Source organism: Streptomyces sp. NPDC053079, from assembly GCF_044546695.1.
In the GTDB taxonomy this organism is placed as follows: Bacteria; Actinomycetota; Actinomycetes; order Streptomycetales; family Streptomycetaceae; genus Streptomyces.
Window position 1 is genome coordinate 471,683 of the sequence record NZ_JBITZJ010000003.1, and the last position, 22,677, is coordinate 494,359.

Here is a 22,677-nt window from a genome sequence, read left to right on the forward strand (position 1 = left end):
CGACGTCCGGGCCGGAGCAAGTCAACACCGGTTCCGGAAGGGGGAAAAGGAGCGGGGAATGTTCTGTCAGTACCTCGTCAGAGCATTGTCAGGCGGCGGCTCGCGGATAACCGGGAGAGCGGGGAGGAAAAGCCGTTCGCCTTTTTGTGTCTGCCCGTGGGCACGGGACATTATGCGGTCGGGAAGAGGTCAGGGAGCGGTGAACAGAAGGACGGCGTTCTGGCCGCCGAACCCGAAGGAGCAGGTGATCGCCGCGGTCATCGTCACCCGGCGGGGGACGCCTGCCACGATGTCGAGCTTGTGGTCGCCGTCCTGGAAGCGGAAGTTGGCCGTCGGGGGGATGAGCTGGTGTTCGAGGCTGAGGACGGTGTAGGCGGCCTCGATGGCGCCGGCCGCGCCGAGGGCGTGGCCGATGACGCTCTTGGGCGCGGTGACCGGTGGCGGATCGCCGCCGAAGACCCGCGTCAGGGCGGCGGCCTCGGCCGCGTCTCCCTGTCGGGTGGCGGTGCCGTGGGCGTTGACGTGGCCAATGTCCGCGGGGCCGCAGCCGGCGTCGCGCAGGGCGGCGGTCAGGGCGCGTGCGGCTCCGCCGCCGTCCGGGCGCGGGGCGACGGGGTGGTGGGCGTCGGAGGTCGCGCCGTAGCCGCGAAGCAGTGCGCGGGGGCGGACGCCCCGCGCCCGGGCGCCCGCGTACCGTTCGAGCACGAGGACGGCGGCGCCCTCGCCCAGGACGAATCCGTCGCGGTCGGCGTCGAACGGGCGGCTGGCCTCGGCCGGCCGGTCGCGACGGCGGGACAGTGCCCGCATCCGGTGGAAGCAGGTGGCGGTCATCCGGGAGCGGGCGGATTCGCTGCCGCCCGCGAGGACGATGTCGCAGGCACCGGAGCGCAGCAGGTCGCGGGCGACGCCGAGCGCGGTGGCGCCGGAGGCGCAGGCGCTGGAGGTGGTGAAGTTGGGCCCGCCCGCCGCCAGGTCGATGGCGACCTCGCCGGCGGCCATGTTGGGGACGCTGCGCGGCAGGGCCAGGGGCGAGACGCGGTCCGGGGTTCCCGCGCCCAGGTGGCAGAACTCCTTCACGTAGGTGTGGAGGCTGTTCGATCCCACGCCGAGGACGACGCCGACGCGTTCGCCGTCCCAGGTGCGGGCGTCGAGCCCGGCGTCGGCGACCGCGCGCCGGGCCGCGGCCAGGGCCAGGTGGCTGAACCTGTCCAGGCGGCGGGTGCGGCCGCGCCCGAGTTCGGCCTCGATGTCGAAGGGCGGCACCCGGCAGGAGAAGTCGACGGGCAACCCGGCCAGTTCCGGGTCCGCGGCGGCCAGCGAGCGGCCCCGGCACAGCGCCGACCAGTTCGCCTCCGGGGTCGGCCCGGCCGGTGTGACCAGGCCCAGCCCGGTCACGGCGATGTCTGCGGGAACCATCGGGGATCTCCCTGCGGGTGACGCGACGCCCATGCCCCGGGCCCGCGTCGTCGTGTGCGTGCGCCGGGCCCTCATGATGCGGGAGCCGGAGCGAACGAACCAGGTGATTGCCCCGGTACATCCGCTTTTCCCCTGAATGGCGCGCGGGGCAGCGGAGAAGAACGACGGCGGGGCCCCGGGACGGCTCGCCGCCCCGGGGCCCCGCACTGTCACGCCTGTCCGCTCTCACCGGCCGCCGGGCCGGGCACCAGGGCCCGGCCCGGCGGGCGATCAGGTGCGGTAGGCGTAGTAGACCGCGTCCGGGTTGGACGCGATGATGCTCGCGACCGACTTCCGGAACGTGTTGGTCGAGTGGTACGTCAGGTACGGCACGCCGGCCCTGCTGCGGTACGTGGTGATCATGGAGTGGTCCTTGGACCCGTCACCGTCGAAGTCCATCTGCAGGATGTCGCCGATGTCCATCTGGTACACGTTCGACAGGTTCGTCGCCCGCTTGGCGTTCAGCGTGAACCACGACCACTCGTTTGCGCCCACCCAGGAGGTGGACTGGGTCGAGGAGTCGTACCACCAGGCACGGTAGTCCGAGGCCGAGCCGGACGCGTTCTTCCAGCCGCCGGCCTTGAGGGCCTGGCTGATGAAGTTGGTGCAGTCACCACCGTCGGCGTTGAACTTCCGGTACTGGGGGTTGTAGTTCCGCCAGTACTTCTCGGCGTACGCGGCCATGGCCTTGTAGTCGTTGCCGGGAGTCGCCTGCTTGCCGGACGCCTTGCGGCCCGGGTACGAGATCGAGGCCGGTGTCGCCTTCGGCATCGAGTTCGCGCTCGGTGCCGCCGCGACCTTCGTCACGGGAGCGTTGACCGGCCGGGGCCCCTGGTCCAGGGGCCGCATGGCCGTCAGCTCCCACTTCCCGCCGGAGGCGGCGGTGAAGGTCAGCTCGTGGCGGGCCTTGAAGCCGGTGTTCTCCGGCTCGTCGCCACGGATCTTCTTGTACGTCAGCGTCGTGGTCTCGGTGACCTCGACCGTGACGCGCTTGCCCTTGACGGTGGTCCGGTCCGTGGCGACCTGGATGTCGGCGGCGGTGTACGCCTCACCCAGGCCGGCGAGCCGGGACTTGCGGGTCCGCAGCGAGGACAGCGCGCCGTCCTCGGTGCGCGCCAGCTCGGCCGAGAGCCGGACCTTCTTCTCGCGCTTGGGGGCTATTCGCCCCGTGGACTGGCTGTCCAGGAGCGCCGTCGTACGGTCGGTCAGAACCGCGTCGGCGAGGCGACCAAAGGAGTCGACCGTCGCGTTGTCCACCTTGCCGGGCTTCTTGTCCGCGCCCGTACCGATGGCCGAGGGCAGGAATGCGGCCGAGACCGCCACGGTGAGGCCCGCTCCGATAACGCATCTGAGCGTAGTTTTTTTCACGAAGTTCCCCTTGTCACCCGGTCCGGATGGACCGGGGGACGGAATCTTCGCACATAGATCAGAATTTCATACAGATGTGTGAATGCCTCACGCACCCATCCCGGATTCGCTCCGGGCGCTCAGGACTTCTCGGCGCCGACGCCGGTCAGACGCACCGTGCTGAGGACCTTCCGGACCGTCACGTCCGGCACTTCCTCCGGTACGCCCTTGACGCCGTGGAAGGTCCACGAGACGAAGTCGCCCTTGGCGTCCTTGAACCCGAAGACGGTGGCCTTGCCGTCGTGGTCGCACGGGCCCTTCTTCACGACCCCGGAGGACTCGGCCGTCGCCACGGTGCCCGTAATGCCGGACTTGGTGGTATAGGGCTCCGCCGTGCCGGCCTTGACCTTGGACTTGTCCGGCTGGGTGTACGCACCGTAGATCCACAGCTCCGCGTTCCTGCGGGCCGCCTCCTCGGTGCTCTTGGCGCCGTTCTCGCCCCTGGAGCCGGCGGCCGCGAGAGGGGTGTCCTCCTTCTCGCCGTCCTTGTCGTCGTCGGACTGGCACCACTGCTCCTTGAGCACGGCCGGACCCACGTAGGCGACGATGGGCTTGTCCTCCGGGTCGTTCTTCTCGGCGACGTAGCTCACCCAGTCGGCGGCCTTGCGGTCCCAGTCCGGGGGGACGTCGAAGGCGATGCCGCGCTGGTCGTTCACCACGACCTTCCAGCCGGGAACCACCGGCTTCGGCTCACTGCCGGAGCCGCGCCCGCCGCTCTCCGCGGGAGTGGGTTCGGCCGCCGGTGACGACGCGGACGCGGTCGGCCCGGGGCCCACCGCCGCGTCGTCCTTGTCGCCGCCCAGGACCAGGTAGCCGGTGACGCCGGCGGCTACGACCACCGCCGTGGCCGTGGCGACGGCGATGACCGCCGTCTTCCGCCCGCCGCCCCCGGGAGCCGGGGAAGCCCCCGCCGGGAGAGTGGGAGCGTCCCAGGGCGGCTGCACCGGCTGCCGGTACGGATTCGTCTCCCCGGGCTGCCCGTGCGGACTCTGCTGCTGATACGGATTCACGCACGTGCTCCGCGGGTCTCGTTCGCCCCGTAAGGCTGCTGTCCTGGCCACATGAAAGGTCACCCTAAAGGGGTCCCGGGGACGGAACCCTCCCGGGGTCCCGCCAGACGTCCGGCAGGCCGTCCGGCGACGGGGGGGGAAGCCGGTGGAAGTCCCCCTGGGTGCGGGGCCCCGGCCACCTCGCAGGTCACGATCGTGACGCCGGTGGCGAAGTGGCCGAGGCAGTTGCGCAGGAGCCGGGGGTCGACGGCCACCGGCTCCCGTCCTCGCGTCCCGCCCATCAGCCGGCCGGTCCGCGCTTCCAGCCGGTCGCGGGCCGGTCGAACCAGAGGTGGACCTGGCCGGTCCCGATCCCGTTCTCGTACTCGCCGAAACGCCGGCCCCGTGCCCCGCACGCCTCGCCGCCCACCGCACCCGCCAGCATCAGGTAGTGGCCGAAGCGCGCCTCGGGGGCGTACCCCAGATACTCCGGCATGGTGCGGATCACCTCCTCGTGCCGGCCCGCCTCCAGCCACGCGATCCGCTGTTCGTCCGCCGCCCGTGCCTCGGCGGTGACGATGTTGGCGGGGTCCCCCGCCATGCGGTCGCGCAGTTCGGCCAGCGGCCAGAAGCGGTGGGAGAGGCCGCCCGAGGCGAGCAGCAGCACCTTGCGGTCGAGGCCGCCGACGGCCTCCCCCACGATCCGGCCGATCTCCAGGAAATCCTCGGTGGTCGCCGTCTGGCAGACCGAGACGGACACCCAGGGTTTACCGGCCGCTGCGCCCGCGCCCCGGCCGAGGTACGTCCAGAGGTTGAGCGTCGCATAGTGGACCGGCAGGTACGGGTCGTCGTTGGCGGTGATCCACACCTTCCTCTCCTCCGCCCGGGCGGCGACCGCGTGGGCCAGCTCCGGGTCGCCGGGGAGGTCGTGCGGGAGCCGGCTGATCGCGCCCGGCATCTCGTCGGAGGTGAACAGGCCCGTACGGCGCGGGTGGGCGGTGATGACGGCCTCGGTCGTCGTCGACCAGTGGGAGTCGAAGACCACGACCGTGTCGTAGTCGGCCGTGTCGACCACCTCGCGCCGGAGCCGCTCCAGGCCGGTCGCGAGCGTGAAGTCGCTGCCGCCGTTGGCCTCGATCCGGGCGGGCTCGGGGAACATGATGACGGGCGCGTGCGAGAGCAGGCCCGCACCGGCGATGTCGCCCATGGGAGGTCTCCTTTACGGGATGAGGAGGAGCTTGCCGGTGGTGCGGCGGGAGGCCAGGTCGGTGTGCGCGCGGTGCGCCTCGGCGAGGGGGTACGTGCCCGCGACGGTGAACGTCAGCGTCCCGTCGGTGATGCCCCGGAACACCTCGCCCGCCCGCCACTCGAACTCCTCGACGGTGGCCCGGAAGTGCTCCAGGTAGGGCCGGGTCAGGGTCAGCGAGCCGCCCCACAGCAGCCGCATCACGTCGACGGGCGGCACGGCCCCGCTGGCGCCTCCGAAGAGGACCAGCGTGCCGCGGGTGCGCAGCGAGGCGAGGCTCGCGTCGAAGGTGGCGGCGCCGACGCCGTCGTAGACCGCGTGGACCCCCTCCCCGCCGGTCAGGCGGCGCACCTCGGCCGCCAGGTCCCCGGTCTCGGTGTAGCGGATGACCTCGTCGGCGCCGTTGGCGCGGGCGAGCTCCTCCTTCTCCCGCGTGGAGACCGTGCCGATGACGCGGACGCCGCGCCGCTTGAGCAGCTGGGTGAGCAGCAGTCCCACGCCGCCGGCGGCGGCGTGGACGAGGACCGTCTCGCCCTGACGGGCCGGGTAGGAGTCGTGGGCGAGGAAGTGGGCGGTCATGCCGTGGACGAGCACGCCGCCGGCCGTGCGCAGGTCGATGGCGTCGGGCACGACGATGGCCTTGTCCTCGGGCACGAGGACCCTTTCGGCATAGCTGCCGAGCACGGTCGTCCAGGCGACGCGGTCGCCGGGCACGAAGCGGGTGACGCCCGGACCGACGGCCAGGACGACGCCGGAGCCCTCCTCGCCGGGCACGCAGGGAACGGGCAGCGGATAGCGGCCCTCGCGCCGGTAGAGGTCGATGAAGTTCACCCCGGCCGCGGCGAGTTCGACGAGGATCTGTCCTTCGCCGGGCTGCCCGGGGTCGGGCTTGTCGACGTACAGCTGGACCTCGGGTCCACCGGTCTCGCGGATCTCGATGGCGTGCATCAGTTCGTTCCCTTCACTCCGGTCACCCCGACCTGGTAGGTGCGCAGCCAGCCGTCCAGGCGGACGGTGGACTCGACGAGGATCCGCTCGAACTCCGACAGGCTGCCGGTGGTGGTCTTGGCGGTCATCCGCCGTACCGCGTCGCCGTCGAGGAACGGGCTCAGCGGTGCGCCGCCGTCGCCGGCCGCGGCGGTGAGGCCGGTGATGAGGGCGCGGTCGTAGGCGGGGTCCTGGATGGAGGGGTAGGCGGCCTTCTTGCGGCGCAGGACCGATTCCGGCAGCAGGTCGGCGGCGGCCGCGCGCAGCAGCGCCTTCTCCTCGCCCGTGTGGGTCTTCATCTCCCAGGGGATGTTGAAGACGTACTCGACCAGGCGGTGGTCGCAGAACGGCACCCGGCCCTCCAGACCGCTGGCCATGCCCATGCGGTCCTTCTTGTCCAGCAGGATGGGCAGCCACCGGGTCAGGGTCAGATAGCCGAGCTCCCGGGTGCGGCGGTCCGCTGCGTTCTCGGCGTCCCCGCCGTCCAGAACCGGCACCTCGGCCAGCGCGGTGCGGTAGAGGTCGGCCTCGTACTCGGCGAGGTCGATGCCGTCGACGAACCAGGGGTGGAACAGCGAGCGGGGGTCCAGGCCCCGGTGGGCGCCCAGCTTGAGCCAGGGGAAGGTCTCCGCGCGGCGTGCTTCGGGGTCGGAGAACCACAGGTAGCCGCCGAAGACCTCGTCCGCGCCCTCCCCCGACAGCGCCACGGTCGCGTGCCGGCGGACGGCGGCGAAGAGCAGGAAGAGGGAGACGTCCAGGTCCGCGAAGTTGAACGGCAGGTCCCAGGCGCCGAGGACGGTGCGGCGCACGGCCGGGTCGAGCAGGCCGGCGCGGTCCAGGACGACGGGGTGGTGGTCGCTGCCGACGTGCCGGGCGACTTCGAGGGCGTACGGGCCGTCCGGGGTGGGGCGGATGGCGTCGGCCCGGAAGTTCTCGGTGTGGCCGGTGAAGTCGACCGAGAAGGTGGACAGCCTCTCGCCGTCGGCGGCCCGGGCCCGTGCGGCCAGCGCCGTCACCGTGCTGGAGTCCAGCCCTCCGGACAGCAGCGAGACCAGCGGCACGTCCGCGACCATCTGGCGCGGGACGATGTCGTCCAGGAGCTCGCGGATGGTGGCGACGGTGGTCGGCAGGTCGTCGGTGTGCGGGCGGGACTCCAGCGCCCAGTAGCGTTCCTCCCTGATGCCCGAGCGGCTCACCCGCAGCGTGTGGCCCGGCTTGAGCTCGCGCATGCCGCGGAAGGGGACGCGCCCGGGGGTGCGCAGGAACAGCAGCGCGTCGCAGAGCTCCTCGGCTCCGGCGACGGCGTCCGCCAGGGGGTTGGCGAGGATCGCCTTGGGCTCGGAGCCGAAGAGCACGCCGCCGGGCGTGGGGTAGTAGAAGAGCGGCTTGACGCCCAGCCGGTCCCGGGCGAGCAGCAGCTCCTCGCGGGCGGTGTCCCAGATGGCGATGGAGTACATGCCGTTGAGCCGGCGGACGAAGTCCTCGCCCCACTGCAGGTAGGCGCGCAGGGCCACCTCGGTGTCGCTGCGGGTGGCGAACCGGTGCCCGAGCAGGACCAGTTCTTCGCGCAGTTCACGGAAGTTGTAGATCTCCCCGCCGTAGGAGATCACGGCGCGCGGCAGGTCCTCGGGGCCGCGCTCGGGCGTGCGCATCGGCTGGGCGCCGTGCTCGAGGTCGATGATGGACAGCCGGCGGTGTCCCAGCGCGGCGTGGCGGTCCAGCCAGGTGCCGCGGGCGTCCGGCCCTCTGGCCGCGAGGGTGTCGGTCATGGCGTCGACGACCGTGGATTCGGCCGTGAGGTCGCGGGTGAAGTCGACCCATCCGGTGATGCCACACATGGCTTCTCGTTCTCTTTCGTCGTCAGGGCGTCAGGTCGTCAGGGCGTCAGTCGGTGAGCGCCGGGTCGTGCCAGGGGCCCCTGCGCCAGCCGTCGAGGTCGTAGTCGTCGAGGCACTCCTGCACCAGGGCTTCGTAGCGGGCGAGGCTGCCGCGCCGGGTCGCCCACTTCAGGGCGTCCAGCCGGACCTGCTCGCCGTTGCCCGAGTAGTTGCGTTCGTACAGCTCGTGCCGGCCGCCGAACTCGGTGCCGATCGCGTCCCAGACCAGCTTGAGCAGCTTGATGCGGTCCACGGCGCCGGTGTCCGAGCCGCGGTAGAAGCGGTCGATCAGCGGGCGCAGCTCGGGGTTGGTCAGGTCGCGGGCGCTGGAGGGCACCGCCAGGGGCGAGCCGCCCAGTGTGGTCTCGAACAGTTCGTGGACGCGGTCCCACACCTGGGCGTTGTACATCCGCATCGCGGAGGCGTGTTCCAGGCGGGGGACGACCGTGCCGCCGCTGCCCGGCTCGGGGTCGTACGCCATCGCGGACGTCAGCGCCCACACCATGTCCCGCATGGTGATGATCTCGCCGACGGCGGCCTGGACCCCGCGGAACGCGTCGGTGCCGTTGGCCCTGGTGCCGCGGGAGAGCAGGCCGGCCATGAGTTCCAGCTTGACGCTCAGCCGGGTGCCGGACTGGAAGTTGTAGAGGTTGGGGAAGCCGGAGGTGGCGTAGAAGCCCGTCGCCCGTTCGATGTCCCGGTAGACGAGCACGTCCTCCCAGGGGATGAGCGCCTCGTCCAGCAGGAGCACGCTGTCGTTCTCGTCGAAGCGGCTGCTCAGGGGGGCGTCGAAGGGGCCTGCGGCGGCCTGTGCGTAGGAGGTGCGGCTGATCAGTTTCACCCCGGGGTTGTCCATGCGGACGAAGAAGACCAGGGCGAACGCCTCCGCCTTGCCGGGTGCGAGGACCGCCGAGCCGACGGGGGCGACGAAGCCGGCGTTGGTGATGGCCGAGCCGGTCGCCAGCATCTTCGCTCCGCTGACCACCACGCCGGCGTCCGTCTCGCGCACGGCGCGCACGAAGACGTCCTCCATGTCGTGGATGGCGCGCTTGCGGTCGACCGGTGGATTGATGATGACGTGGTTGAGGTACAGCGCCTTGCCGGCGAACTCGCGGTACCAGGCGGTAGCGTTGGCGGCGTACGGGCCGTAGTAGTCGGCGTTGACGCCCAGGCCGGCCATGAAGGAGGCCTTGTACTCGGGCGTGCGCCCGAGGAAGCCGTAGCTCATCCGCGCCCAGGTGGCGATGGCCTCGCGGGCCTCGACCAGCTCCGCCGCCGAGCGGCTGGGCTTGAAGAACTTATGGGTGCGGATGCCGGTGTCCTGGTCGACGCCGGTGAGGACGCCGGCGGTCGCCGGGTCGTGCAGGGCGTCGTAGAGCCGGGCGACCGAGAGGGCGGAGTTGCGGAAGGCGGGGTGGCGGGTGACGTCCTTGACGCGCTCCCCGTCCAGGTACACCTGGCGGCCGTCGCGCAGGCTCTCCAGGTACTCCTCGCCGGTCATCAGGGTGTTGTCGGTGTTCATCGGACCAGCCCCGGGTTGTCCAGGGGCGGGGTGCCGAGCACCTGCACCCGGCGCAGGTGCCGGGGGGCGCCGCTGGTGAAGGCGTTGCGGCCGTGCAGCAGGGTGTAGTTGTCGGTGATCACCAGGTCGCCGGTCCGCCAGCTGTGGGCGTACAGGTGCGCGGGGTCGTACAGGGCCGCGCGCAGGCTGCGGTGGACCTCGGCGAGCTCGTCGTCCGGGACGCCGGAGAACGTCAGGTCGGGGTGGTTGACGAAGCCGCTGTCGTCGGCGGCGGTGGGCTCGTTGTAGCGGATGACCGGGGCGCCGTGCGTGGGATGGGCGGTCACGAGCGGGGAGACGGTGACGCTGTCGTAGTACTCCATCGCGCGGTGGTAGGTGCCGGTCACCTTCGACCAGCGCTCGACCGTGCGGGGGTCGGTGTGCTCGAGCACGGCGGTGGTGTGGGAGAAGGTGGTCTCGCCGCCGTTGCCCGCGCCGGGGGCGTGGACGCACTGGAAGACCTGGAATTCCGGTATCTGCTCGCGGTACATGCCGTCCCAGTGCATCGGCATGTAGCTGGAGTCGAATATGTGGTCCTCGGGCTGTTCCTTCTCGACCAGTTCGAGGACGGTGCCGAACGGCCAGACGCTCAGCTCGCCCCAGCGCTCGCAGTACGCGGACAGCTCGTCGGGGCCGGCGAAGTTCTCGAAGCCGCGCAGCAGGACGATGTGGTGCTCGCCGACGAGCGAGCGCAGGGGTGCGACGGGGAGGTCGGCGACGTGGCCGCCCCCCTCGAGCGCCCGTACCGCCACGCCGAAGGGTTCGATCGCGGTGACCTCGTACCGGCTGTCGGCGAGGGGGTCGCGGTCATCGGTCATGGTGGTCTCCTGTGAGGGTGGTGGCGGATTCGGCCGTCTCCAGCACGTAGTGGCTGGGGCGGCCGTCCGTGAAGGCCTGCCGGGCGCCGGCCTCTTCGGCCTCGGCGCGCTTCATGAGTGTGTAGCGCCCGCCGGACTCGACCGCGACGCTGTGCCAGGGGGTCAGCCAGGCGTCCGGGGTGTCGGCGAGCAGGATGCCGATCTTCTCCGTGCCGCAGGGCTGGGGGTGGATCGACAGCCGGATGGCGGTGGGGAAGAGCCGGTCCAGCAGGTCGCCCCACGCCCTGCTGCGCTGGATGACGCGGTAGGCGAGCTCACGGCACTTGCGCTGCAGGGCGGACCGGGTGCCCGTGTAGTGCGGGCCCGAGAGGTCCTCCAGCATGAAGCGGGTGATGCCCCGGTACATGGCGAGCGGGGCGCCTCCGCCGCGGACCTCCTCGCGCAGTTCCTCGATCGTCGGGGCGTAGCCGGCCGAGAGCATGGTGCGCATGTCCTCGTGCCCGGCGTTGCTGTAGACGTCGTCGAGGGTGAACTGCTCGAGGTGGGTGGCGCCGATCCGGGTGATCATTTCGTCGAGGGCCCGGGCGTAGCCGGTGACGTCCTCGTCGCTCACCCCGAGCAGGTCGTTGAAGACCCGGCCGTCGGAGCAGATCAGGATGGCCGCCCCCGGCGGGTACAGCTCGGTGATGCGCTCGCACAGCTGGTCGAGGAAGCGCAGGGCGAGTTCCTCGGCCAGGTCGGGCAGCGGGCCGAGCACCTTGGCCGGGTTCGGGGACTTCGTCGGGAACGCCGGCAGGACGAACTCGATGCGCCGGCCGCTCTCCATGGCGCTGCGTACCGCGTCCAGGTGGTGCCTGACGCAGCGCAGGCACACCTTTCCGGTGCAGCCGCCCCCACGCATTCTGCGTTGATGGGACAGCACCTCCCGGAGGACTTCGACGGAAACCAGTTCGATATCAGGTGCGGCGAGATCGGACACCGCGCCTCCCTTCGTGGACTGGTTCCCACCGTGCTCTGTGCGCGCATGAGAAACGCACAAGGAGCGCACACGGGCAGGTCAGCGTCGGCGGGAGGGCTCCGTCGGGAGGGCGGTGGAGGACGCCGGGACCGGTGCGGCGCCTTCGATCCGCAGCCGTGCCTGGTCGGCCCAGTACGGCATGGACAGCCGGCGGAATCCGGCCAGGGCCGCGGTGAGGTGGCCCGCCGCCCGGGAGGCGTCACCGAGCTCGGCGTGGGCACGGCCGAGCCAGTAGGAGTTCAGTGCTTCGCCGCGGCGTTCGCCGAGCTCGGCGAAGAGGGCCGCGGCCTCGCCGAGCGGTTCGAGTGCCCGCGGGGCGTGCTCGGGGCCGAGGGCGAGGTGCATCCGGCCCAGCGTCAGCAGCGCGTACGCCTCGCCGGGGCGGTGCCGGACCGTCCGGAAGCCGTCCAGGGCCCGGTCCAGATGGCGGGCGCACCGGTCGAGGCGGCCCTGGCCGATCTCGGCCGAGGCCAGCAGCAGCAGGACGTCGGCGAGGGCGAGCGGGTGGCCGAGTCTCTCCGCGGCCTCCAGGGCCGGCTCCAGGGCCTCGACGGCTTCGGCGTCGCGCTGCCGGTAGGTGAGCGCGAAGCCGAGGCTGCGCAGGGCGACGATCCGGCCGTGTTCGTCGCCGAGGCGGCCCATCACGGCGGCCGCCGAGGCGGCGTCGTCGTGGGCGAGGTCGGCCATGCCCCGGTCGGCGATCGCGAAGGCGCGGTGGGTGCGCAGGCGGGCGGCGTGGTGCTCCTCGCCCAGCTCGTCCAGGCGCTCGATGGCCGCGGCCCACCGCGTCACCGCGTCGTCGACGCGGCCCCGTACGGCGAAGGACCGGGCCAGGGAGCCCTCGGCGACCGCGGCGGCGACGGCGTCGCCGTCGGCTCCGGCGCGCTCGAGGGCGGCCCGTGCCACCTGTTCCCACTCGTCCCACCAGTTGCGCAGGTGGCAGACGTCCTCCATGGCGTGGGCCAGGGCGGCCGTCCGGGTTCCGTAGCCGGCGCCGGCGGCGAACTCGACCGCGGTGACCAGGCTCGTCCGCTCGCCTTCCAGCCATTGGACGAGGTCGCCGGGCTCGCCCCGGGGCCGGTCGCCCGGTCCCCGGCGGATGAGCTGGTCGGCCGCGGTCCGTACCCGGGAGAGCCAGCCGTCCAGGACCCGCGCCACCGCGGTCCGCCGCCACGCGGGCGGTTCCTCGGCCGTGGCGCGTTCCGCCGCGTAGACGTGCAGCAGGTCGTGCATGCGGTAGCGCGGCTGCCCCTGGGCGTTGAGGGACTCGACCTGGACGAGGTTGGCGTCGATCAGCGCGTCGGTCACATGGTCGGTGTCGCAGGAGTCGAGCAGGGCGGAAAGGGCCCAGCCCGGGAAGTCCGGCGAGGGAAGCATGCCGATGGCCCGGAAGGCGCGGGCGGCGTCGGCCGGGAGGGCGTGGTAGCTGGCGGCGACGCTGGTACGGACGGCGAGGTCACCCACCGTCAGCTCGCCGAGCCGGCCCTGTTCGTCGGCGAGCCGCTCGGCCAGGCGCCGCAGCTGCCAGTGCGGGCGGCTCGCGAGCCGCGCGGCGGTCACGCGCAGCGCGAGCGGCAGTCCCGCGCAGCCGGCCAGGATCCGCTCGGTGGCCTCCGGTTCCGCCGCGAGCCGCTGGGGGCCGACGATGCGCCGCAGCAGGTGGTGCGACTCCTCGTGGTCGAACGGGGCGACGTCGACCAGGTGAGCCCCCGTCAGGCCCGCCAGCCGTGCCCTACTGGTGACCAGGGCCGCGGATCCGGGGGTGCCGGGCAGCAGCGGCCGGATCTGGGCCTCGTCCCGTGCGTCGTCGAGCAGCACCAGCACCTTGCGGCCGGAGAGCAGGGCGCGGAACATCGCGGCACGGTCCACCGTCGCCTCGGGGATGGACGGGCCGGCGACGCCCAGGCTGACGAGCAGGTCCGCGAGGACCGCACCGGGTGAGCGCTGGGGGCTGCGGGCGCCGCCGAGGTGCACGAACAGGCGGCCGTCGGGGAAGACGTCGCGCAGCTGGTGGGCGAGCCGGGTGGCCAGAGCGGTCTTGCCGACCCCGGGGAGCCCGGTGAGCAGGACGACGGGCACGGCGCAGGGCGAGGCCTCGTGGGCCGCTTTGCCGAAGGGGTCGAGCAGCGCCGAGGCCCGCTCCAGCACCCGGTCCCGTCCGATGAAGTCGGTGGTGTCGGCCGGCAGTTGGCTCGACGGCCGCCAGGTGTCCGCGGGGCGTTCCGTCCGCCCGCAAGCGCCCGGGGGGCCGGGCAGCGGGCCGCCGGTGAGGACCGCGCGGTGCAGTTGGCGCAGCTCGGCGCCCGGTTCGAGCCCCAGCTCGTCCCGCAGCGCCGTGCGGGCCAGGGCGTACGACTGCAGCGCGTCGCCGGGACGGTGGCAGTGGTACTGCGCGGTCATCAGCTTCGCCCACAGCGACTCGCGCAGCGGATAGCGGGTCACTTCCGCCTGGAGCAGGCCCACGACCTCGCGGGATTCGCCGAGCGCCAGGCGTGCCTCGGCGTGGTCCTCGGTCGCGGCGAGCCGGGCCTCCTCCAGGCGGGCCGCCTCGATGTGCAGGTCCTCGTGGTGCGCCACCCCGTCGAACGCGCCGCCGCGCCACAGTCCCAGGGCGGTCCGCAGATGGCCGGCGGCCACCCGGGGTTCTCCCCCGGCCAGCGCGGAGCGGCCGCGCGCCGCCAGGTCCTCGAACAGCTGCAGGTCGACTTCGCCGGGCAGGACGCGCAGCTGGTAGCCGCCGTGACCCAGGCTCAACCGGTCCTCGCCCGCAGCCGGGTTGAGCACCCTGCGCAGCGCGGCGACGTAACTGCGGACGTTGGCCTGGGCCGACGCCGGCGGGGCCGCTCCCCAGATCGCGTCGCACAGGCGCTCTCCGGACACCGAGGTGTGGGCGTTGACGAGCAGCGTGGCGAGCAGCGTCCGCTGCTTCGGGCCGCCGAGCGGGAGCGCACGGCCGCCGGCGACGACCTCGAGGGGCCCCAGCACCTTGAACTCGACGCGCGGAGCCTCCACCGCATGACCGCCCTTCTGTTGGCTGCACGGCACAGAGCGGGCACGCCCCCTGTGCACGTTTCGAACACTTGACTTCCCTATAACCCTATGCGTCCTGTGGTGCGGGACCTTCCACGAGCTCGGCGGCGGCCGGGCGGGCGCGGAAGTGACCGGAAGGGCCGTTACGCGCCCTCGCGGTGTGCTGTCAGCGTTCAGGGTGCGATCGGTCCCCGCGGAAACGCACCCTCTTGGAGGCACCATGACCACCGTCTCGGGCCCACGCGTTGACGTGACCTCACGCGACGCCCGTCCGGAAGGCAGCTCGATCGCCCTCTCGGCCCGGCTCACCGTCACCGTCGGCGGGCCCGACGCCGTCGTCGACCTGACGGCCGAGCTACGGCAGTTGACCGAGGAGTCCGGCGTCGCCGAAGGCACCCTGCACCTGTACTGCGGCCACACCACCTGCGGTCTGATCGTCAACGAACGCGACCCGGGGCTGGAGTGCGACCTGCGCGAGCTCCTGGAACGCCTCGCCCCGCACAGCGCCCACCACTACTACGCCCACGACACCCTGCGCACCCCCGCCGAGCGGCTGGTGCACGGCGAACGCGACAACGGTCACTCCCACGCCCGCGCCATCGTGGCCACCCACCCCGAACTGAGCATCCCCGTCACGGCGGGCGCGCTCTACCTCGGCCGCTGGCAGTCGGTCCTGCTGGCGGAGTTCGACGGGCCCCGCACCCGGGAGCTGCTCGCCCGCATCCACGACTGAACGGCTCCCTCCGCGCGGTTACGGCGCGGCGGACGCGGTCCGGCGCAGGAGCAGGTAGCCGTCCGCGTCGGCGGCGACGCGGTAGCCCTGGGCGCGGACCCGGGGAAGCAACCGCCCCTGCTCGACACCGGACAGGGGCCAGCCCCGGGACGTCGTGGTGTCCATGATGATCCACTGGGGGTCGGGGCGGCTGCCGTTCATGCCGAACTCGGAGACGGTGGTGCGGGCGGCCAGCTGGGGCGCCAGATGGTTGGAGGCGGCGACGGTCGCCCCGTCGGGTATGAGGCGCATGATCCGGTGGGCGGCGGCGACGCGCGCAGGCGTGCGCCAGGTGCCGGGCAGGGCGAGCTGGAAGAGCGGGAACTGCGGCAGCAGCACGGCGGTGACCGCCGCCGTGACGATCAGATGGCACCGCCGGTCCCGCGGAGCCACCGCCGGCCGCCTCGTGAGCCCGTCCAGACAGGCGGCGAAGACGATCGGCATCAGCACCGCGCTGTACTGGAAGCCGGTCCCCCAGTACAGCGGGTTGTCGGAGGCGAACCGCCAGGCGAGCGTGGGCACGACCGTCCACGCGAGCGGGGAGCGCAGGGCGACGAACGCGGTGGGGGCGAACAGCAGGATCAGGGTGACGGCCTTGGGTTCGGGCATCGCGACCAGGCCGATCGTTCCCCGGTACAGCAGCGCGGGCAGCCCGGAGGCGGTGGAGCCGGTGGAGGCCGGCAGCTTCTCCCAGTAGTCGTAGTGGCCGGCGGCGCTGAGGGCGGGGATGACCACCAGCACTTCCAGGACGGTGCCGGCGACCCCGGCGACCGCGGTGGCCGGCCCCAGCCGGCGGCCGCCGCGCCGGGCGATCAGGACGCCGATGACCGCCACCGTCAGCCCCAGGTCCTCCTTGACCAGCAGCAGCGGCAGCGCCCATGCGGCCGCCGGCACCAGGCGGTTCCGGCCGAGCGCGGCCAGCGAGAGAGCCAGCAGCGGCACGGCGAAGCACACCTCGTGGAAGTCGAAGCCCACGGCGGAGGCGATTCCCCAGGACGCGCCGTAGCCCAGCCCCACGATCCACGCGGCCCGGTCCCCCAGCTCCCGGCGCGCCCATCCGGTCAGCGGCACGACCGCGACCGCCAGCAGGGCGGCCTGGGCCAGCAGGAGCACCAGGGGTGAGGGCCACAGCCGGTAGAAGGGCGCCAACGTGGCCAGGACCGGGGAGAAGTGGTCCCCGAGCTCCGGGTAGCCCGGTCCCTTCAGCTCGACGACCGGCAGGTGCCCGTGCGCGTAGGAGCGGACGACCTGCTCGAAGATGCCCAGGTCGAAGCCGGTGGTCAGCATCCGCTGGTGCCGGCGCACCGACACCGCCGCGTACACCGTGAACAGCAGCCCCGCCAGACCCCACGTCACCCACGCCGGCCCGCCGCGAGCCGGCACCGCGCCCTCACCCCCGGCCGGGGCGCAGGCGGTGTCGGGACGGCGGAACGCGGTACGCAGCGCGATCGGGAAAAGGGGCACGCCGCCGCCTTTCGGGCAAGGGGACGCCTCCCACACCGGTGACGGTACGCATGCCCGCTCCGGGCGCCAAGAGGGCCGATACGTACTGACGTTCGGCGCTCGATCCGCAGTCCGTCACGACGGCGCCGCGAGGTCAGCGCGGACCGGCTCCCCAGCCGTTCTCCAGCAGTGCGAACACCTCGCGCAGGGCGCGCCGGGGGTCCTCGCTCCTCCGGGCGAGGACCGGGCTCTCCATGACGAAGCGGGCCAGCGCGGCGGCGCCGACATCGCCCTCGGGGGCTCCGGCGTCCTCGGCGATGGCGGCGGCCAGGGCGGCCTCGTGGCGCAGCCACATGCGGTCCCCGTACTCCTTCAACGCGGGAGTGGAGTTCACCAGTCGATCGAAGGCGCGGAAGGCCGGGTCGTCGCTGGAGAGGGCCAGCCGGGTCCGCTCCACGTGGTCGCGCAGCGCGTGCAGGACGGACCGGCCCGGGGGCCGCTCGCGCACGGCGGCGACCAGCGCGGCCTCCCGGCCCGCGTCCTCGTCGAAGACGAGGGCCTCCTTGCTGGGGAAGTGCTTGAACAGCGTGGTCACCGACACGTCCGCCGCCTCCGCCACCTCCCTGACGCCGACGTCGTCGTAGCCGCGCTCCAGGAAGAGCCGCAGCGCGGCGTCCCCCAGCGCCTGCCGTGTCTGGGCCTTCTTGCGCTCGCGGCGCCCCGTCGTTCCGGTCATGCGGCCCACCCTACCCCCTGGAGTTGACCCGGTTCGAAAGTTTAGCCGTTGCACTTATTTAACCGCTGTGCTTTTGTGGGCCCATGACGACCCATCACCTTGCTCGCATCGCCATCGTCGGCGGCGGCCCCGGCGGCCTCCTGTGCGCCCGCATCCTGCAGCGGCACGGCCACGCCGTGACCGTCCACGAGCGCGAGGCCTCCGCCGGGGCCCGCTTCCAGGGCGGCACGCTCGACATGCACGCCGACACGGGCCAGGAGGCCCTGCGCGCCGCCGGCCTGCTGGACCGGGTCATGGCGCTGGCCCGCCCCGAAGGGCAGGAACTGCGCCTGCTCGACCGCAGTGCCGCCGTCCTGTGGCACCGGCTGCCCGCCGAGGGCGAGACCAGCAGGCCGGAGATCGACCGGGGCTTGCTGCGCGGCCTGCTCCTCGACTCCCTCGCCCCGGGCACCGTCCGCTGGGGCGAAGGCGTCGAGGAGGTCGTACCGCTGGGCGACGGCCCCTGCCGCGTGCGCTTCACCCACGGCACCACCGAGGACTTCGACCTGGTCATCGGCGCCGACGGCGCCTGGTCGCGGGTCCGCCCCGCCCTCTCCGACGCCCTGCCCGCCTACACCGGCGTCACCTTCGTCGAGGCCTGCTTCGACGACTGCGACATACGCCACCCCGGCATCGCCCGCCTGGTCGGCCAGGGCACCTTGTCGGCCAAGGGCGGGCGCCGGGCGCTGATGGCCCAGCGCAACGGCGACGGCAGCATCCGCGTCTACGCCGCCTTCCGCGCCGCCGAGGACTGGCACGCCGGCCTGGACCTCGACGACACGGACGCCGTGCGGGCAGACCTGCTGCAGAGGTACGACGGCTGGGACGAAAGCCTGCTCGACCTGCTGCGGCACAACGACGGCGGCTTCGTCCACCGGCCCCTGTACGCACTGCCCGTCCCCCACACCTGGGAGCACGCCCCCGGCGTCACCCTGCTCGGGGACGCCGCTCATCTGATGCCCCCGCTCGGCGTGGGCGCCAACCTCGCCATGCTCGACGGCGCCGACCTCGCCCGGGCCCTCGTCACCGAGGACAGCGTCGACGACGCGGTCCGGGCGTACGAGGCCGTCATGCTGCCGCGCTCGGTGGAGAACGCCACGTTCTGCGCGGAGGGGCTGGCCCGCCTGATCCCCGACAGCGAGACGGCGGAGATCACCTTCCCCTACGGGTACGACGCGGCCTGAGCCCCGTCCACGCCTCGCCCCCGGGGGCCGGGCGCCTCACCCGGTCCGGGTGAGGCGCCCGGCCCCCGTCGCACGGACGCTGGTAGTGACCATGGCAGAACCCCGGGACGTGACGAGCAGACAACGGAGGTAGATCCCATGTCATCCACGCTCAACCCCCGAACCGAGAAGCAAGCCGCAGCCGGCGGGCTGACGGTCTTCGCCGCCGTCATGATGCTGATCGTGGGGTTCCTGGACGTCTTCCGGGGCATCATGGCCATCGTTCACGACCAGGTCTTCGTCACCACGCCCCACTACGTGTTCCAGTTCAACCTCACGGGCTGGGGCTGGATCCACCTCCTCCTCGGCATCCTGGCCATCATGGTGGGCGTCGGCCTGTTCAAGGTCAGCCTGTGGGCCAGGATCGCCGGGGTCGGCGTGGCGGCCCTGCTCCTCGTCGCCAACTTCCTGTCCATCCCCTACTACCCGCTCTGGTCGATCGTGGCCATCGCGCTGTGCGTCTTCGTCATCTGGGGCCTGTGCGTCGTCCGGCAGGAGGAGCCCTAGGCGATTACTAGGCGGTAACAGTTGGCAGGCGAGTGACTGGTGGGAGGAGAACGCCGGGCACTACAACGGTGGTCATGCGTACTCATTCGATGAAAGTCGTGGGAAGTCTGCTGGCCGCGTTGGTGCTGGGCCTGCCGGGAACAGCCGCCGCCGCGGCCGCACCGCCGGCCGCGGCGGCGCCGGCCTCGTGCCAGGAGCAGACGAAGGTGGAGGTCTTCCGCAAGGGCGGCGTCCCGCTGCTCGACTGGCGGGAGAACCTCGAGTTCGACGGGCGCGGCACGCTCTGGGTCGCCCACATCACCAAGCACCGCGTCGAGGGGTACGCCCCCGACGGGACCCTCAGGACCAGCTTCCCGGTGAGCGGTCCCGGTGGAATCCGGCGCGGTCCGGACGGGATGATGTACGTCAACTTCGGCGTCAACCCGCTGAGGCCGGCCGGTGGCATCATGCGCTTCGACCCGACCGCCGCCACGCCGAAGCCCGAGAAGGTCGTGGACGGCATCACCGGCATCAACGGCCTCGCCATCGACGCCGAGGGCAACTTCTACGTCAGCCGCGAGCTGGCCACCGGCATCCTCAAGATCCGGCCGGACGGCACCCGGGACGAGGAGTGGACCAGGAAGGCGAACGTCTTCGGCACCAACGGCCTGGAGATCGTCGGCGACCAGCTGTACGCGAGCGTCATCACCGACACCAGGTCGCCGGTCGTGCGGATCCCCCTGAAGGACCCGGCGCACCACACCGCGGTCACCGAGCTCAGCTCCGGCATCCTGGGCATCAAGCTCCTGGACGACCTCACCTCCTTCGGAGGCGACCTGGTGGTCGCGAGCTTCCGCGACGGCGAACTGATCCGGGTGAATCCGGAGAGCGGCCGGTCCTGCGTCCTGGTGAAGGGCCTGCGGATGCCCAGCAGCGTCCGGGTGGCCCGCGCCTTCGGCGACAACGACCCCCGGCGCACCCTGTTCGTCGTCGAAGCCTCCGGCCGCATCCTCAAGGTGACGGTGGGCTGACGGTCCGCCGAGGCGGGAACGGCCCCCGCAGGGCGTCCGTCCTGCGGGGGCCGGCCGTTCAGCCCGTGGCGGCCGGCCGGGCCCGGTTGAACACATAGGCGCACAGGAAGACGCCGGACACGACGAGCAGCCCGCCCCAGAATTCATGGAAGGCGGGCATCCGTCCCTCCCACATCAGGTTGAAGACCACGCCGAACACCGCTTCCATGCCGATGATCGGCCCCATCATCGTGGTCGGCAGGCGCTTCGTCGCGATGTTCCAGAACCAGGTGGCGCACCAGGACCCCAGCACGGCCAGCGCGGTGCACCAGGCCAGGAAGGACCAGAACGTACCGCCGTCGGAGAGCGGAGAGGGGCCCTCCCCCGACCACGCCAGGGGCAGGAGGAGCAGCGAGGCGCCGAACGCGCCGAATCCGATGCTCGCGGTCCAGACGGTGTTGTCGACGGGCGTCCGGGCCCTCTTGAGGATGATGCCGTTGACGATGACGAAGTAGGACCACGCCAGGCACGCCGCGACGCCCAGGCCGGTCCCGACGAGGGCGTCGCGCCCCTTGCCGTCGGACCAGACCGAGGTGACGTCGCCGCTGACCAGCAGCAGGCCGCAGGACATGATGGCGACCGGCAGCAGCAGCCTGCGCCACCGCAGCGCCTTCTCCAGGGAGTTGGAGGTGAGCGCGACCAACGCGGGGATCAGGCCCGTCAGGGTCGAGGCGAGAACGCCGCCGCCGATCGAGGCGGACATCGACAGCAGGAGATAGAAGCCGATGTAGCCCACGACGCCCAGGTGCATCGCCTTCAGGACGTTCGCCGTGCCGAGCGCCCGCAGCCTGCCGAGGTTGCACAGCAGGACCACCAGCGAGATCAGGCCGAAGACCGCGTACCTGCCCACCACGAGGTAGTAGATGTTGACGGGGTCGACGGCGGCGGGGCCGAGGAAGGTGAAGCCCCACAGGGCCGTGGCGGCGAGTGCCGCCGGCAGCCCCACCGAATAGGCGCGGGCGCTATGCACCGGCACCCGCCCGGGCCCCGGCCACGTCGTCGCCGATCGAGACGACCTGATCGACGAGAAAGTCCATGTCTTCCTTCACCGTCCGGTGATTGGTGTTGGCGACCCGGATGACGAACTTACCGTCGATCAGCGTGTGCGAGGGGACCGCGAGCCCGCCCAGCTGCAGGCGTGTGAGGATCTCCTGGTTGACGGCGTTCAGCTCGTCCGTCCCGGCGTCCGGCCGGACGTAGCGGAAGCACACGACGTTGAGGTCGCTGCGGGAGACGGTCTCCAGCCGCGGCGCCGCGTCGACCAGGCGGGTGAGGTGGGCGACCTGCTCGATGTTGCCGGCGATGGACTCCGCGAAGGCGTGGATGCCGTGGGTCTTGAGCGCGAACCAGACCTTGAGGGCACGGAAGCGCCTGGACTGCTCGATGCCGCGGTCGGAGAAGGCGACGGGGTACGAGGCCGGGCCGCTCGTCGTCCTGCTGATGTAGTCGGCGTTCGAGCTGAATGTCTCCTCGAGGATGCCGGGCCTGCGGACCAGCACGCAGCTCACGTCGAACGGCATGTAGAACCACTTGTGGAGGTCGAAGACGAGGGAGTCCGCCTCCTTCAGGCCGGCCAGCATCTCGCGGTGGGTGGGCAGGAGGTAGGCGAACGCCCCGAAGGCGCCGTCGAGGTGGAGCCACAGGTCCTCCTCGCGGGCGACGGCCACGAGCTCGTCGAGGGGGTCGACGGCGCCGGTGTTGACCGTGCCGACGTTCCCGACGAGGCAGACGGGATGGAAGCCCGCGGCGCGGTCCTCCCGGATCGCCCGCCGCAGGGCGGCGACGTCGATCCGGAAGTCGCCGTCGACGGGAACGGCGCGGAAGTACGCCGTCCCTATCCCGAGCAGCTCGACCGCCTTCTCGAACGAGTGATGCGTCTCCGTGGAACCGTAGACGGTGAGCCGCGGCGCGGCCCGGGTGCCGTCGTGCCGGATGTCCCACCGCCCGGCCCCGGCCTGACGGGCCGCGGCGAGGGCGACGATCTGCCCCATGGAGCAGCCGCTGGTGAGGATCCCCGAGCCCTCCCCCGGCCAGTCGAACGCCTGCTTGAGCCACTCGATGACCTGCTCCTCGACCATCATGGCGGCGTTCTCGCCCGAGCCGAGCGTGCAGTTCATGACGGACGCGAGGAGGTCGGCGTACGCGGCGACCGGCAGGCCCGAGCCGTTGACCCAGCCCCAGAACCGCGGGTGGATGTTGCCGCGCGGGTAGGGCATGACCGTCGAGCGGAACGCGTCGTAGACGGCCGCCATCGGCGTGGGGTGCTCGGGCAGGCCCTCGCTCAGCGCGGTCCGGGCCTCTTCGGGCACGGGCTGCCACACGGGCCGCTCGCGCAGGCCCGCGAGGTAGTCGACCGTGTCGTCGATGATCCGCTTGCCCAGCGCCCGGAACTCCTCCCAGTCCGCGGGCTCCAGCGGGGGAACGCCTCCTCCGGGCGCGGGGGGCTCGGTGCGGTCCGATGGCATGGTCTTGTCCACTGACATTCTCGATCCTGAAGTGTCGCGAGTCGTACGGAGGGCG

At 72.2% G+C, this 22,677-nt stretch carries 18 protein-coding genes; 4 read left to right on the top strand and 14 right to left on the bottom strand.

Annotated elements, in window-relative coordinates; genetic code table 11:
- Nucleotides 1-189: 189 nt before the first annotated feature.
- From ACIGXW_RS14480 to ACIGXW_RS14525, 10 genes are all read right to left on the bottom strand, one after another.
- Nucleotides 190-1,416 carry a beta-ketoacyl-[acyl-carrier-protein] synthase family protein gene (locus tag ACIGXW_RS14480; protein ID WP_399573181.1) on the bottom strand — a complete coding sequence of 409 codons (1,227 nt, stop codon included), beginning with the start codon at nucleotides 1,414-1,416 and terminating at the stop codon, nucleotides 190-192.
- A 270-nt stretch (nucleotides 1,417-1,686) separates the two neighbouring features.
- Nucleotides 1,687-2,778, bottom strand: coding sequence for an amidase domain-containing protein (locus ACIGXW_RS14485; RefSeq protein ID WP_399573183.1), 1,092 nt, complete (start codon nucleotides 2,776-2,778; stop codon nucleotides 1,687-1,689).
- Nucleotides 2,779-2,942: 164 nt separating this feature from the next.
- Nucleotides 2,943-3,872, bottom strand: coding sequence for a hypothetical protein (locus ACIGXW_RS14490; RefSeq protein WP_399573185.1), 930 nt, complete (start codon nucleotides 3,870-3,872; stop codon nucleotides 2,943-2,945).
- Nucleotides 3,873-4,152: 280 nt separating this feature from the next.
- Nucleotides 4,153-5,058, bottom strand: a complete 906-nt coding sequence (locus ACIGXW_RS14495; protein ID WP_399573187.1) for a catechol 1,2-dioxygenase — start codon at nucleotides 5,056-5,058, stop codon at nucleotides 4,153-4,155.
- Nucleotides 5,059-5,070: 12 nt separating this feature from the next.
- Complete coding sequence (locus ACIGXW_RS14500) at nucleotides 5,071-6,045, bottom strand: quinone oxidoreductase family protein (RefSeq protein ID WP_399573189.1); 975 nt, start codon at nucleotides 6,043-6,045, stop codon at nucleotides 5,071-5,073.
- Nucleotides 6,045-7,922 carry an asparagine synthase (glutamine-hydrolyzing) gene (asnB, locus tag ACIGXW_RS14505; RefSeq protein WP_399573191.1) on the bottom strand — a complete coding sequence of 626 codons (1,878 nt, stop codon included), beginning with the start codon at nucleotides 7,920-7,922 and terminating at the stop codon, nucleotides 6,045-6,047. The genes ACIGXW_RS14500 and asnB overlap by 1 nt, the downstream gene beginning before the upstream one ends.
- Nucleotides 7,923-7,968: 46 nt before the next feature.
- A complete protein-coding gene (locus tag ACIGXW_RS14510; protein WP_399573193.1) occupies nucleotides 7,969-9,483 on the bottom strand; it encodes a 4-hydroxyphenylacetate 3-hydroxylase family protein in 1,515 nt (504 codons plus the stop codon).
- On the bottom strand, nucleotides 9,480-10,340 hold the full coding sequence (locus tag ACIGXW_RS14515; protein ID WP_399573195.1) for a TauD/TfdA dioxygenase family protein: 861 nt from the start codon (nucleotides 10,338-10,340) through the stop codon (nucleotides 9,480-9,482). Before ACIGXW_RS14515 ends, ACIGXW_RS14510 begins: the two co-directional genes overlap by 4 nt.
- Nucleotides 10,330-11,241, bottom strand: coding sequence for an isocyanide synthase family protein (locus ACIGXW_RS14520; protein ID WP_079274651.1), 912 nt, complete (start codon nucleotides 11,239-11,241; stop codon nucleotides 10,330-10,332). Before ACIGXW_RS14520 ends, ACIGXW_RS14515 begins: the two co-directional genes overlap by 11 nt.
- A 156-nt stretch (nucleotides 11,242-11,397) precedes the next feature.
- On the bottom strand, nucleotides 11,398-14,370 hold the full coding sequence (locus tag ACIGXW_RS14525; protein ID WP_399573197.1) for a BTAD domain-containing putative transcriptional regulator: 2,973 nt from the start codon (nucleotides 14,368-14,370) through the stop codon (nucleotides 11,398-11,400).
- Between the two features lie 238 nt (nucleotides 14,371-14,608).
- Here ACIGXW_RS14525 and ACIGXW_RS14530 point away from each other — a divergent pair, with 238 nt between their 5' ends.
- Entirely contained in the window at nucleotides 14,609-15,121 is a 513-nt protein-coding gene (locus ACIGXW_RS14530) for a secondary thiamine-phosphate synthase enzyme YjbQ (RefSeq protein WP_399573199.1), read from the top strand.
- Nucleotides 15,122-15,139: 18 nt separating this feature from the next.
- Here the strand turns inward: ACIGXW_RS14530 and ACIGXW_RS14535 are convergent, their stop codons facing one another.
- Nucleotides 15,140-16,624: a DUF2079 domain-containing protein gene (locus tag ACIGXW_RS14535; RefSeq protein ID WP_399573201.1), complete on the bottom strand. Its 1,485-nt coding sequence runs from the start codon at nucleotides 16,622-16,624 to the stop codon at nucleotides 15,140-15,142.
- 133 nt (nucleotides 16,625-16,757) lie between these two features.
- A complete protein-coding gene (locus ACIGXW_RS14540; protein WP_399573203.1) occupies nucleotides 16,758-17,339 on the bottom strand; it encodes a TetR/AcrR family transcriptional regulator in 582 nt (193 codons plus the stop codon).
- An 83-nt stretch (nucleotides 17,340-17,422) separates the two neighbouring features.
- On the opposite strand from ACIGXW_RS14540, the gene ACIGXW_RS14545 reads away from it, so the two are divergent.
- The 3 genes from ACIGXW_RS14545 to ACIGXW_RS14555 all read left to right on the top strand — a co-directional run bounded on the left by ACIGXW_RS14545 (nucleotide 17,423) and on the right by ACIGXW_RS14555 (nucleotide 20,118).
- Complete coding sequence (locus ACIGXW_RS14545) at nucleotides 17,423-18,562, top strand: FAD-dependent oxidoreductase (protein ID WP_399573205.1); 1,140 nt, start codon at nucleotides 17,423-17,425, stop codon at nucleotides 18,560-18,562.
- Nucleotides 18,563-18,700: 138 nt separating this feature from the next.
- Complete coding sequence (locus tag ACIGXW_RS14550; RefSeq protein ID WP_399573207.1) at nucleotides 18,701-19,108, top strand: hypothetical protein; 408 nt, start codon at nucleotides 18,701-18,703, stop codon at nucleotides 19,106-19,108.
- Nucleotides 19,109-19,182: 74 nt separating this feature from the next.
- A complete protein-coding gene (locus ACIGXW_RS14555; protein ID WP_399573209.1) occupies nucleotides 19,183-20,118 on the top strand; it encodes an SMP-30/gluconolactonase/LRE family protein in 936 nt (311 codons plus the stop codon).
- Between the two features lie 58 nt (nucleotides 20,119-20,176).
- Here ACIGXW_RS14555 and ACIGXW_RS14560 read toward each other — a convergent pair whose 3' ends face one another.
- Together ACIGXW_RS14560 and ACIGXW_RS14565 are read right to left on the bottom strand one after the other, a co-directional pair.
- Complete coding sequence (locus ACIGXW_RS14560; RefSeq protein ID WP_399573211.1) at nucleotides 20,177-21,127, bottom strand: DMT family transporter; 951 nt, start codon at nucleotides 21,125-21,127, stop codon at nucleotides 20,177-20,179.
- Nucleotides 21,120-22,640, bottom strand: coding sequence for a pyridoxal phosphate-dependent decarboxylase family protein (locus ACIGXW_RS14565; protein WP_399573213.1), 1,521 nt, complete (start codon nucleotides 22,638-22,640; stop codon nucleotides 21,120-21,122). Before ACIGXW_RS14565 ends, ACIGXW_RS14560 begins: the two co-directional genes overlap by 8 nt.
- Nucleotides 22,641-22,677 lie beyond the last annotated feature (37 nt).

Bases quoted from the DNA above. Each gene is read 5' to 3' on its own strand.
- ACIGXW_RS14480 (WP_399573181.1), bottom strand. From the start codon at position 1,416: ATGGTTCCCGCAGACATCGCCGTGACCGGGCTGGGCCTGGTCACACCG.
- ACIGXW_RS14495 (WP_399573187.1), bottom strand. From the start codon at position 5,058: ATGGGCGACATCGCCGGTGCGGGCCTGCTCTCGCACGCGCCCGTCATC.
- ACIGXW_RS14500 (WP_399573189.1), bottom strand. From the start codon at position 6,045: ATGCACGCCATCGAGATCCGCGAGACCGGTGGACCCGAGGTCCAGCTG.
- asnB (WP_399573191.1), bottom strand. From the start codon at position 7,922: ATGTGTGGCATCACCGGATGGGTCGACTTCACCCGCGACCTCACGGCC.
- ACIGXW_RS14510 (WP_399573193.1), bottom strand. From the start codon at position 9,483: ATGAACACCGACAACACCCTGATGACCGGCGAGGAGTACCTGGAGAGC.
- ACIGXW_RS14515 (WP_399573195.1), bottom strand. From the start codon at position 10,340: ATGACCGATGACCGCGACCCCCTCGCCGACAGCCGGTACGAGGTCACC.
- ACIGXW_RS14520 (WP_079274651.1), bottom strand. From the start codon at position 11,241: ATGCGTGGGGGCGGCTGCACCGGAAAGGTGTGCCTGCGCTGCGTCAGG.
- ACIGXW_RS14530 (WP_399573199.1), top strand. From the start codon at position 14,609: ATGACCACCGTCTCGGGCCCACGCGTTGACGTGACCTCACGCGACGCC.
- ACIGXW_RS14540 (WP_399573203.1), bottom strand. From the start codon at position 17,339: ATGACCGGAACGACGGGGCGCCGCGAGCGCAAGAAGGCCCAGACACGG.
- ACIGXW_RS14545 (WP_399573205.1), top strand. From the start codon at position 17,423: ATGACGACCCATCACCTTGCTCGCATCGCCATCGTCGGCGGCGGCCCC.
- ACIGXW_RS14550 (WP_399573207.1), top strand. From the start codon at position 18,701: ATGTCATCCACGCTCAACCCCCGAACCGAGAAGCAAGCCGCAGCCGGC.
- ACIGXW_RS14555 (WP_399573209.1), top strand. From the start codon at position 19,183: ATGCGTACTCATTCGATGAAAGTCGTGGGAAGTCTGCTGGCCGCGTTG.
- ACIGXW_RS14565 (WP_399573213.1), bottom strand. From the start codon at position 22,640: ATGTCAGTGGACAAGACCATGCCATCGGACCGCACCGAGCCCCCCGCG.